Here is a 9830-nt window from a genome sequence, read left to right on the forward strand (position 1 = left end):
TCTTCCGATCTCAGCAAAACGTCTCCCCGCAGTTTCGTTGCACCCCAGAAAGGCTGGGGTACCGTTCTACGCAGCGCACTCCTGGTTTCTCTTTGCACGGTGAGCCTCGCGGGCTGCGCCAATATGAGCCCCACCCAGCAGTCTGCCCTGAGCGGCGGGGCTATTGGGGCGGCAGGCGGCGCAGTCATCGGCACCATTGTTGGTGGCAGCCCGGCTTTAGGGGCAGCCATTGGTGGTGCTACCGGCGCAGCAGCCGGGGCTTTGTTGAGGAATGGGCGATGAGCGCGGCCTTTCAAGAGGGTTTCGATCTCATCGAACGGGTGCCGCAATTCTTACCCGACGTTGAGGGTTCGGTGATTACCGAAATGAGTCGCCTTGGTGCCAGCTTGGTCTATGTGTATGTGCCGCCGCGCGACGTTACCGGCGGACGTGCGACAACGGAGAACGACTCGCACACCTTGTTCTGGGATTTTCCCGGACTTTCGCAAACCTTTCTGCGCTCTTCCTTCACCTTGGCGATGTTTCTGCCGGTACGCTGGCTGCTCCGCGAAGATACCTTTGGGGTTTGGATGCACACCACAATCCCCAGGATTCCCAGCGAGCTGACGGGATATCCGGCAGCGGAGGCCATCCTCGAGCGCTTGGCCAAGAATGTGCAAGTTGCGTTTGACCGCGTCTGTGGGCTCTAGGCGGGGATCCTGTTGCCGTTTACCTACAGGCAAGCGCAGTACGCAAAAACCGGCGGACTAACCCTCCGCAAGGGGAGCCAGATTACGTCCGAACCCGTTACTGCGCGCAATGCAAATGGGCTGTTCCGCCATGGCGAGCATTTCGCGGTCACCACGACTGTTGCCGTAGGCATAAGCAAGGCGCTCTATGCCCAAGTCTTCGCGCAAGCGACGGGCCTTTTCCGGCCCCCAGCAATTTTCTCCGGCGAGTCGCCCGGTAATACGGCCTTGCGCGTCGGTCTCGATGCGGGTTGCGAGCACGGCAGCGAAACCCTCCTGTAGCGCCCAAGGTCGGGCGTATAGCTCCAAGGTGGCAGTCACCAACACCAAGGAATGGCCGCGGGCGCGATGCTCACGCAGACGCGCGAGAACCGCCGGACGCAAGAGCTGCGGCAGACCATGGCGGGCAAAGTGCTCAGCTGCCGGTGCAATTTCCTCCGGCAGCCTGCCGGCAAGGGCCAAACGCAGTGCCGTCTCCTTGGCTTGCACATTGCTGCGCCAGCCCATTCCGTAACCCACCAGCACCGGCGCAGTGCGCAGTAGCAGGCCAAGGGCAGGCAGATTTCCTTGCTGTGCCCAGAGAAAATAGAGCAATGTTTCCCTACGGGTCAGGGTTCCATCCAAATCAAAGGCGACCCATTGTTTCATTCGCCAACGACCTCCGTCGCTACCGCCGTGCGCCAACCATGCAGCTCCGTGTGCAAACGGTGCAGGGCCTCGAGGGCGGTTTCGGCAGGCGTTACCGTACCCAGCATACGTCGCCACAACTTGGCACCGGGATGACCATAATAAAGGCCATGCAGATGGCGGGTGAGGCGCGGCGCTGGCAGGGCATCGCCCCACTCGGCAGCGTAGGCAAGTAAACCATCCCAGACTTCTGCTAGGTTCACTCCCTCCTGCCGCCGTCCGAGGGCCAACTCCAACTCTGCGAGCAGCTGCGGAGAATGATAGGCGGCCCGGCCAATCATGACGCCGTCAACGTCCTCCCAAACCGCCAAAACGTCGGCAACGCTGCGTAACCCACCGTTCAGCTCGATACGTAGCTGCGGAAAATCACCTTTGAGGCGTCGTACCCAATCCCAGCGCAGAGGTGGTATTTCGCGGTTTTCGGCGGGATTGAGGCCCTTGAGCCAAGCATTGCGGGCGTGGACTACGAAATGCCGACAGGCGCCCTCGCTCACCGTGGCCACAAAACGCGCAAGACCCTCGTAGTCCTCCTCCCGATCAAGCCCCAAACGATGCTTGACGCTAACCGGCAGTCCGCTACCCGCAAGGGCGTCGAGAAGCTCACGTACCAGAGCCGGCTCGCGCATCAAACAAGCTCCAAAGCGCCCCTTTTGTACCCGCGGCGAGGGGCAGCCAACATTGAGATTGAGACCAGAATAGCCATACTCTCGGGCGACGGCAGCGGCGCGCGCCATGGATTCTGGGTCATCGCCACCAAGCTGCAGGATGAGCGGCTGCTCGGAGCCACTGAAATCGAGGTAGCGGTGCGGGTCGCGCCCGCGGAGAATGGCCGGGGTAGTAATCATCTCCGTGTACAAGACGCAACTCGGACAAAGCAGGCGTAAAAAGGCACGGCAATGGCGGTCGGTCCAGTCGAGCATGGGTGCAACCGACAGGGTCTTTTCTTTCGCTACCGGTGTAATCGTTTGTTGGTCCATAGGAGGGCATCTCGCATCACCCCGCAACCCTAGCGCATTCTGCTTGCGGGTAATAGCGGGGCGGGCGTTTTTCCGCGCGCGGATCATTGACGACGGCGAGTTTTTCCGGATACTAGATGCAACTTTGTTGCATTATCCGCTTTGGAGAGGTCCATGATCCCTGCAATAGCACTCGATAAACCAAGTAGTTACGCACTTATGGTCGATGCTGCTGCCGACCTTGCGGCGATCTATGATCCGGACGTGCAGTTGGTGGTCTGGCAACGGCCGCTGAATGCAGAGCTGCGCAGTTACTGGCAGCGCGCGGCCGAAGCAGGCAACGTCGGCCGGCGCATCGTTGCTCGTGACGGTGCCCTGCCCGAAGATCTATTGCCGGACTTGCCGGGCGTAGAGACGGCCTGGAGCGAGCTGCGCTTTGTGGACTGGTTGTTCCGCGACCTGTGCGAGGTACGTACCCTGGGCGTACGTATCGAATGTAGCCAGGATCGGGTTTGCCCACGTTTTCATGTCGACCACGTGGCGTTGCGGCTGCTTTGTACCTGGAAAGGGCCGGGCAGCGAGTGGGTAGACGACGCGCAAGTAGACCGCCGCTTTCTCGGCGCTGGCAGCCGGGGTCTACCCGATGAGCAATCGGGTCTACTGCGGCCGGGTGCAAAGATTTGGCAAATTCCCGAACAGGCGATTGCGCTGTGTAAGGGCGATGCTTGGGCGGGTAACGAGAGGCGTGGCGTGGTACATCGTTCGCCCGCCGTGGCGCCCGCAGATGGCGCGCGGGTACTACTCGCTCTAGACCTACTCGAAGACTAAAAGGAAAAACCATGCGTTCGCTGCGCAAATTCACCTTAGCCCTCGGCACCCTTACCGCTGCCTGTGGAAATTGTATCCATGCCGCCACCCTCAGCCAGTCTATCCCGGAAGAAAATCACGTCCATTGGTGGAACGGCCTTTCCCTCGTCAACCACCTCGATATAGAGGGCGTTGCCAACCTCAGCGGCGGCCAAACCCGCGGCAGTACCGCCACCGGACTCTGGAAGGGCGCCCTGGCCCTGCATACGGACAAGGCAGGCTGGTGGTCAGGAGGGCTCTTTCTGGTCGAAGGGCTGGTGGCTAACAGCGGCAATCCCAATGCCTATGTGGGCGACCTGCAGGGGGTTTCCAACCTCACCACACCCTTTGCCCACATCTCTCGGCTCTATAAGGCCTATTATCGCCAAACCAGCGGCCCCCTCACCGTGCGCGTGGGCCTGATCAACCCCAACGACTATTTCAATACGACCGGTGTTGCCGCCGATCTCTTCAATGCCTCCTATGGCATCTACCCCATCATCAGCCTCAACCTACCCTACACCCCGACCTACCCTTACTCGAGCCTGGGGGTTATGGCGAACTATCAAGTGGACGATACGACTTTCCAGGTGGGGATCTTCAATGCCGATGGCTACACCCCCTTCCGTCGCCCTTGGCTGAGCGACGGCCAAATCTACTATGGCGAAATCGACCAAGCCCTGCACTGGGGACCAGGCACGGTAACCCTCAAGGCAGGAAGCTATTACAACCATGTAAGCAGTGATTACCTGCAAAACGCCAACGACCCCAATGCTGCAGCCATCGGTATCGCGCCCTCGCAGGGGGGGTTCTATGGCGCTGCCGAATATCGCTGGAAGGCTGCAGGAATGGACTGGGGCAGCTTTGTGCAAGGCGGCGGGGCTCCCAACGACGCCTCGGTATCGCCGGTCAATGCCTATGTGGCCGCTGGCCTGCGTCTGCGTAATTTTGTACCCAACTCGCCCAAGTCTACCCTCAGTCTAGGCTTCGATCGCGCGTGGCAGCGGCAAAGCGGCGCAGAAACTGCGATCGAAATCAACTTTCGCCAGCCGGTATTCAAGGATTTCTACGTACAGCCGGATCTGCAATATGTGGTCAATCCCGGAGCCAATGCCGTAGGTGCACAAGTCCCCAATGCCTTGGTAGGTATTCTGCGCATCGGCTGGCGCGGGAGCCTGACCGGCTGAAAGTGCGTATCCGAGAGCCGAGAGCTATCACCACATCCCGCAAAGACAAACCCGCCGCTGGCGCGATATACTGTACAAAGTTTTTTGGATCAGCACTCGCGCCATGCAAGCAAGGAAATTGCCACCGGAATCTGTGGCATCGTTCACTGACTGCCTTACCCTCTTGACCAAAACGGCGCCGTCATTGCGCCGCTCGGCAAAGATTGCGGAGGCGGAGTTTGGGCAGAGGGAGGCGTAGCCATGAAGAAATGGGTCTATCTCGCCATTATCCTGCTCGTCGTCGTCCTGTCGGTTTTGCCTGCCTTCTTTCACCAAGGACCCTACGGCGGCAAAACCCAGGGCTGGTACGAAAACCATCCCACAGAAACCGCCAAAGAACTCGCCTGGTGCAGGGAGAAGCCTGAGCGGGAGAAAACCACTTCTTGCCAATTCGCGCACAACGGCGCGGTCGCCAGCATGGCGTCGGACTGACCCCCCACCCACGCCTACCGCAGCACAGTTCCCTTCACGGAAACGACTACAGAATCGTTGCAAGAATGATTCTCATTAGATATGATCTTTGTCGATCATTACAGCATATCGAAGGGGGCGTTCCCTACCATGCAATTAGAATCCACAAGCTGCACCTTGGGCAGCCTCAAAGCCGGCAGTCGCGGGCGTATCCAAAATATACGTGCACCAGAGGATGAGCGTCGGCGCCTGCAGAACCTGGGGCTTCGCCCTGGGTCTATCTTCACCCTGCGCCTGGGGCCAGACCGGCGCGGTGTGGTGCTGGAAAGTGGCGGCACCCGCGTTGCCCTTGGCAAAGAATGGCTGGACCAGATTTTGGTCGTACCCACGGCACCGGAGGCCATATGAGCGGTCACTGTGCAGCAAACACGCAACCCATCGGCAAGTTGGCTGCCGACGGGTTGCCTTTGGTCGCCCTGGTAGGTAATCCCAACTGCGGTAAAACGACGGTGTACAACCTGCTTACCGGCACCCAGCAAAGCGTTGGTAACTGGCCCGGGGTAACGGTAGAAAAACGCGAGGGCTTGGCGCGTATTGGTAATGGAAACCGCACCCGCATCGTCGACCTGCCCGGACTTTACAGTATCTTGGGTGGCGGCGGTGAAGACCAATCCGTCGCCCGTCGTTTTTTGCAGGAAGGCGACGCCGATCTCATCGTGCAAGTCCTCGATGCCAGCAACTTGGAGCGCCATTTGCTCCTCACCGCGGAGCTCTTGGATCTTGGTCGCCCTCTCCTTGTCGTCCTCAACATGATGGATGAGGCCGCCAATGCTGGCTGGAACTTGGATCCCGAGGCCCTCGAGAAATTACTCCAACTACCCGTAGTAACCATGGTGGCTCGCAAGGGTCGGGGCCTTGCCGAGCTGCGGCAGGCAATTGCGGCAGCACTGAGCGAAAAGCGAGCTGCCCAATCCATCCGCTGGGAAGAACCCATCGAGGGAATCTTGGCTGCGCTGGCCGAGCAATTCGATGGCCCGGCTTGTCGCTCCCAAGCTTGGCAGGCCCTGGCGGATCGCCGTAAAACCCCCGATGCCCTGGTGGCGGCGCGGGACTTGGCAGCAGCGCAACTCCAGGCAAGCTCCGGTGAGGAACCGGCAGACTTTCTCGCCAGCCTGCATTTCGATTGGGCAGCGCGGATTGCAGGCAGCGTCGCCCAACGCGCCGGTGCCGCCGGTTGGCGTAGCCGTCTTACCCAAGCCCTCGATCACTGGGTTTTACACGAGATTTGGGGCGTGCCCATTTTCTTATTGGTGTTGTACCTTGTCTTTGTGGTGAGTTTTAGCGGCGGCAACGTCTTTTTGGATTTCTTCGACCAGGCCTCTGCCGCTTTGCTGATTAATGGCTTCGGGCACCTCCTATTGCAAGCGGGGGCGCCGGGCTGGCTGGTAACGGCATTGGCTGGCGGCCTCGGAGGCGGGCTCAATCTCGTCATCAGCTTCATTCCCCCTATCGGGCTTACCTTTCTCTTTCTGGCCTTTTTGGAAGACTCGGGCTACATGGCGCGGGCAGCTTATGTCATGGATCGTCTCATGCGTCGCTTTGGACTACCAGGCAATGCATTGGTACCGATGGTCATTGGCTTTGGCTGCAACGTGCCGGCCATCATGGGCTCGCGCATCATCGAAGACCCTCGTGGGCGAGTCCTGACGGTGCTAATGCAGCCTTTTATGTCCTGCTCTGCCCGACTCACCATCTACATGGCCTTTGCCGTGGTCTTCTTCCGCAGCAATGGCGGGCAGGTGGTCTTTCTGCTTTACCTCACCGGTATCCTCATGTCGCTGTTTACCGCCTGGCTCTTGGGCAATACCGCTTTGCGTGGCAGCGCCCGCGCCTTTGTCCTCGAGTTACCACCCTATCGACTGCCCAACTGGCGCAGTGTTGGCCTGCAGGCTTGGCAACGACTCAAGGTCTTCGTCTTGCGGGTGGGTAAGGTAATCGCCGCCATTGGCTTTGTGCTGTTCATCCTTCCGGGTATCGGCTGGACGCAAGGGGGGCTGCGTGCCACCGATATCGACCACTCTCTCCTTGCCCAAGGTAGCCGTGCCCTTACCCCCCTGTTCGCGCCCATGGGGATTCATCCCGATAACTGGCCGGCGGTGGCTGGTCTGGTAGCCGGAGCTGCCGCCAAAGAAGTCGTCATTGGTACGTTGAATGGCATCTACCAGCGCCAAGCCGGTGCCGATGCACTGGCGAGCTATCGCCACCCAGATATTGGCGCCCAACTCCTTGCCGCCGTGGAGACCATCCCAGAAAATGCGAAAAAGCTGGTGACCAGCCTGCAGGACCCCCTGGGCTTCAGCGATCTTGGCAACAAGGAGGCGGCGATAAACGACTCCGGCGCGAGCAATGATACCCTGACCGGCATCGCCCGCGACTTCACCCCCCTCAGCGCCCTAGCCTATCTCCTCTTTGTGCTGCTCTATATTCCATGCGCCAGCACTATGGGAGCCCTACGCCGCGAGATCGGTATGGGCTGGATGCTCTTTTCCATCGCCTATGGGGTCGGCATGGCCTGGGCGATCGCTACTCTGGTCTACCAACTAGGGACAGCGAGCGAGCATCCGGAAACGACAGCCCTATGGACGGGGCTCATCGTCATGGCGTTTGCCGCTCTCTACCTAGGGCTGCATCGACACGGACGGCGCACCGGCCCGCAGAGTTTGGGAGCGAAGAAAGCGTGAGCAACGCCCTCTTTGCCGTGCGCGATCTGCTGCGGGAGGGGGCGACTCTGAGCAGAGAAGAGATTGCGCAGCGCCTTTCCTTACCGAGTAGTACGGTCGAGGCTGCCTTGGAGCATTGGCGATCGCGGCAAAAACTACAAGTGCTACAGCCGCTAGCCGCGGCACCCGCCTGCAGTTCTGGCGGTTGTGGCGGGGGTGCTTGTGGGTCTTGTGGGAGCCGCAAGCCAGCACCCCCAGCGACGCAGTACCGATGGCGAGATTGGTCCCCAGTACAGTAAACGTAATACCGCGAAAGCTAAACAAGAATCGCTGCTGCGCTCGTTAAGACAGCCAATCGGATAGCTCATGGAGAAACGTATTTCCGCAAATCGTCGGTTAGCCCCACCCCAATATCCACAGCAGGCGCAGCATACCCAGGCCGAGCAGTACCAAGACGATAGCGATGACGGCATAGCGGCGCATGGGGAGCCGACATTCTCCCGCCTCGATGCTCGCCTGCGTGCCCCATAATCCCCAAAAGGCGAGAAGTAACCATGCCAGCCCAAAGGCGAGGAAGATGCTGTTACTGCCGGCCAGACGGTGGAGCAAAGGAATTTGTACGTGCAGCAAGGCGGAAAACTTCCGCAAGAGAAAGTCGAATTTTGCGAGTACAAAGGCAAAGGCAATACTGCTCAGAGCCGCACGTATCCAAGAGAGAAAGGTGCGCTCGGCAGAAAAATGAACACGAGGATCGTCCATCTCCTTGGCGGATACGGAAGGGCCCTGGGCAACATAGCGGATATCCCGCCAAAACAGGGGGATCACGGCAAAGAGAACAAAAACCGCCGGAAAAGTGAGCGCCTGATATAACGCCATAAAGAAAGGATGCAGATTTTCCACATGGAAAAAGCGCAGCGCCATGGCAAATTTACGCGCCAGAATACCGGCACCAAAGGCGACAATGGCGAATTTGATCAGGGAAAGATAACTGCGCTCCATGCTGAGGTAGAGCCGTGGCTCACGGATAGGCGGCAGTTTTTTGCGTAGCAGCATGGATGGATTCTCGCGTCTCCCCAACGGGAGACGCGAAGGCAAAGCGAATTACAGCTCTTTGGCGTGTTCCGCCAAGTAGGCAGCCACACCTGCGGGGTCGGCCTTCATACCTGCCTTACCTTTTTCCCACTGCGCCGGGCAAACCTCGCCGTGCTCTTCGAAGAACTGCAAGGCATCGACCATACGAATCATCTCGTCGATATTGCGGCCGAGGGGCAGGTCGTTGATTACCTGATGGCGCACCACACCGCTACGGTCGATGAGGAAGGAGCCACGCAAGGCAACCGATTCGTCTAAGAGCACGTCATAATCACGGGCGATTTGCTTGGTAAGATCGGCCACCATGGGGATCTGGATGTTGCCGATGCCGCCTTTGTTTTCGGGGGTATTCTTCCACGCCAAGTGGGTGAAGTGGGAATCGATGCTGCAAGCGATCACCTCAGTCTTGCGCGCGTGGAACTCGGCCAGCCGGTGGTTGAAGGCAATGATTTCCGAAGGACACACAAAGGTGAAATCGAGGGGATAGAAGAAGAGAACCGCGTACTTTCCCTGAATGTGTTGATGGAAATGAAATTTTTCGTTGATGCTGTTGTCCGGCATGACAGCGGGGGCAACAAAATCCGGGGCTTTCTTGGCAACGAGAACGGCCATGTATCATCTCCTTGAAGTGAGCGGTAGAGGCTACAAGCATAGCCCAGAGCGAGGCGTCCTGTCTCTACTTCATCAGAATCTGTACTTGTACTAAACTTGGAGCTCCTACCTATGATGATGGAGCAAGCACAGATGGCACATTTTTTTGTGAATATCACCCATGGCGCCAACGATCTCGATCGTGCCACGGTCGGCTTGGTACTGGCGAAGAATGCCTTGAGCGAGGGGCATGAGGTAACCGTATTTCTCTCCCTCGACGGCGTTCATCTTGCCCGCCAGGACGCCTACCTGCACGGCCTGCACGAACCCACCTTCCCGCCCTTGCAGGAGCTACGCGATTTTCTCGTTGAGCGCGGCGCCAAAATTTGGGTTTGTGCCGGCTGCTACAAAAAGCGCGGTCTGGAGGAGTCCCATTTCCTGCCGCAGGCAAAAATGGTCAGCGCCGGTGAGGCCATCAAGACCCTAGCCTCGGGAGTCGTTCCCGTGTACTACTAACTGGCGGTAGGCAAGGCGGCGGCGCCTAGGATAGAATACGCGGCTTATCGAGGCGTT

Annotated in this window: 13 protein-coding genes; 9 read left to right on the forward strand and 4 right to left on the reverse strand. The window is 59.0% G+C overall.

Annotated elements, in window-relative coordinates:
- Both RTI30_RS03030 and RTI30_RS03035 read left to right on the forward strand, forming a co-directional pair.
- Nucleotides 1-282 (forward strand): hypothetical protein (locus RTI30_RS03030; protein ID WP_312283369.1); only part of this gene is annotated, 282 nt, incomplete at its 5' end.
- Nucleotides 279-689: a hypothetical protein gene (locus tag RTI30_RS03035; RefSeq protein ID WP_312262122.1), complete on the forward strand. Its 411-nt coding sequence runs from the start codon at nt 279-281 to the stop codon at nt 687-689. The genes RTI30_RS03030 and RTI30_RS03035, both read left to right, overlap by 4 nt.
- 57 nt (nt 690-746) lie before the next feature.
- On the opposite strand, the gene RTI30_RS03040 is transcribed toward RTI30_RS03035, so the two are convergent.
- The gene (locus RTI30_RS03040; RefSeq protein ID WP_312262121.1) at nt 747-1376 is read right to left on the reverse strand and encodes an HAD-IB family hydrolase; all 630 of its coding nucleotides are present in this window, start codon (nt 1374-1376) and stop codon (nt 747-749) included.
- On the reverse strand, nt 1373-2392 hold the full coding sequence (dusA, locus tag RTI30_RS03045; RefSeq protein ID WP_312262120.1) for a tRNA dihydrouridine(20/20a) synthase DusA: 1020 nt from the start codon (nt 2390-2392) through the stop codon (nt 1373-1375). The genes RTI30_RS03040 and dusA overlap by 4 nt, the downstream gene beginning before the upstream one ends.
- 153 nt (nt 2393-2545) lie before the next feature.
- Here dusA and RTI30_RS03050 point away from each other — a divergent pair, with 153 nt between their 5' ends.
- From RTI30_RS03050 to RTI30_RS03075, 6 genes are all read left to right on the forward strand, one after another.
- Entirely contained in the window at nt 2546-3199 is a 654-nt protein-coding gene (locus RTI30_RS03050) for a DUF1826 domain-containing protein (protein WP_312262119.1), read from the forward strand.
- A gap of 11 nt (nt 3200-3210) precedes the next feature.
- Nucleotides 3211-4404, forward strand: coding sequence for a carbohydrate porin (locus tag RTI30_RS03055; protein WP_312262118.1), 1194 nt, complete (start codon nt 3211-3213; stop codon nt 4402-4404).
- Nucleotides 4405-4644: 240 nt separating this feature from the next.
- Entirely contained in the window at nt 4645-4875 is a 231-nt protein-coding gene (locus tag RTI30_RS03060; RefSeq protein WP_312262117.1) for a hypothetical protein, read from the forward strand.
- 129 nt (nt 4876-5004) lie between these two features.
- Nucleotides 5005-5262 carry a FeoA family protein gene (locus RTI30_RS03065; RefSeq protein ID WP_312262116.1) on the forward strand — a complete coding sequence of 86 codons (258 nt, stop codon included), beginning with the start codon at nt 5005-5007 and terminating at the stop codon, nt 5260-5262.
- Nucleotides 5259-7595: a ferrous iron transport protein B gene (feoB, locus tag RTI30_RS03070; protein WP_312262115.1), complete on the forward strand. Its 2337-nt coding sequence runs from the start codon at nt 5259-5261 to the stop codon at nt 7593-7595. The genes RTI30_RS03065 and feoB overlap by 4 nt, the downstream gene beginning before the upstream one ends.
- Nucleotides 7592-7873, forward strand: a complete 282-nt coding sequence (locus tag RTI30_RS03075) for a FeoC-like transcriptional regulator (protein ID WP_312262114.1) — start codon at nt 7592-7594, stop codon at nt 7871-7873. The genes feoB and RTI30_RS03075 overlap by 4 nt, the downstream gene beginning before the upstream one ends.
- 97 nt (nt 7874-7970) lie before the next feature.
- Here the strand turns inward: RTI30_RS03075 and RTI30_RS03080 are convergent, their stop codons facing one another.
- Complete coding sequence (locus tag RTI30_RS03080; protein ID WP_312262113.1) at nt 7971-8627, reverse strand: DUF202 domain-containing protein; 657 nt, start codon at nt 8625-8627, stop codon at nt 7971-7973.
- A gap of 48 nt (nt 8628-8675) precedes the next feature.
- Nucleotides 8676-9278, reverse strand: a complete 603-nt coding sequence (locus RTI30_RS03085) for a peroxiredoxin (RefSeq protein WP_312262112.1) — start codon at nt 9276-9278, stop codon at nt 8676-8678.
- Nucleotides 9279-9389: 111 nt separating this feature from the next.
- Between RTI30_RS03085 and RTI30_RS03090 the strand changes: the two genes are divergently transcribed.
- Nucleotides 9390-9773: a DsrE family protein gene (locus tag RTI30_RS03090; RefSeq protein WP_312262111.1), complete on the forward strand. Its 384-nt coding sequence runs from the start codon at nt 9390-9392 to the stop codon at nt 9771-9773.
- Nucleotides 9774-9830: the final 57 nt, after the last annotated feature.

The sequence above is a fragment of the Candidatus Igneacidithiobacillus taiwanensis genome (assembly GCF_031962545.1).
Taxonomy (GTDB): domain Bacteria; phylum Pseudomonadota; class Gammaproteobacteria; order Acidithiobacillales; family Acidithiobacillaceae; genus Igneacidithiobacillus; species Igneacidithiobacillus taiwanensis.

What these genes read in the sequence shown, in the direction of transcription:
- RTI30_RS03035 (WP_312262122.1), top strand. Translation starts at nt 279, where the DNA reads ATGAGCGCGGCCTTTCAAGAGGGTTTCGATCTCATCGAACGGGTGCCG.
- RTI30_RS03040 (WP_312262121.1), bottom strand. Translation starts at nt 1,376, where the DNA reads ATGAAACAATGGGTCGCCTTTGATTTGGATGGAACCCTGACCCGTAGG.
- dusA (WP_312262120.1), bottom strand. Translation starts at nt 2,392, where the DNA reads ATGGACCAACAAACGATTACACCGGTAGCGAAAGAAAAGACCCTGTCG.
- RTI30_RS03050 (WP_312262119.1), top strand. Translation starts at nt 2,546, where the DNA reads ATGATCCCTGCAATAGCACTCGATAAACCAAGTAGTTACGCACTTATG.
- RTI30_RS03055 (WP_312262118.1), top strand. Translation starts at nt 3,211, where the DNA reads ATGCGTTCGCTGCGCAAATTCACCTTAGCCCTCGGCACCCTTACCGCT.
- RTI30_RS03060 (WP_312262117.1), top strand. Translation starts at nt 4,645, where the DNA reads ATGAAGAAATGGGTCTATCTCGCCATTATCCTGCTCGTCGTCGTCCTG.
- RTI30_RS03065 (WP_312262116.1), top strand. Translation starts at nt 5,005, where the DNA reads ATGCAATTAGAATCCACAAGCTGCACCTTGGGCAGCCTCAAAGCCGGC.
- feoB (WP_312262115.1), top strand. Translation starts at nt 5,259, where the DNA reads ATGAGCGGTCACTGTGCAGCAAACACGCAACCCATCGGCAAGTTGGCT.
- RTI30_RS03080 (WP_312262113.1), bottom strand. Translation starts at nt 8,627, where the DNA reads ATGCTGCTACGCAAAAAACTGCCGCCTATCCGTGAGCCACGGCTCTAC.
- RTI30_RS03085 (WP_312262112.1), bottom strand. Translation starts at nt 9,278, where the DNA reads ATGGCCGTTCTCGTTGCCAAGAAAGCCCCGGATTTTGTTGCCCCCGCT.
- RTI30_RS03090 (WP_312262111.1), top strand. Translation starts at nt 9,390, where the DNA reads ATGATGATGGAGCAAGCACAGATGGCACATTTTTTTGTGAATATCACC.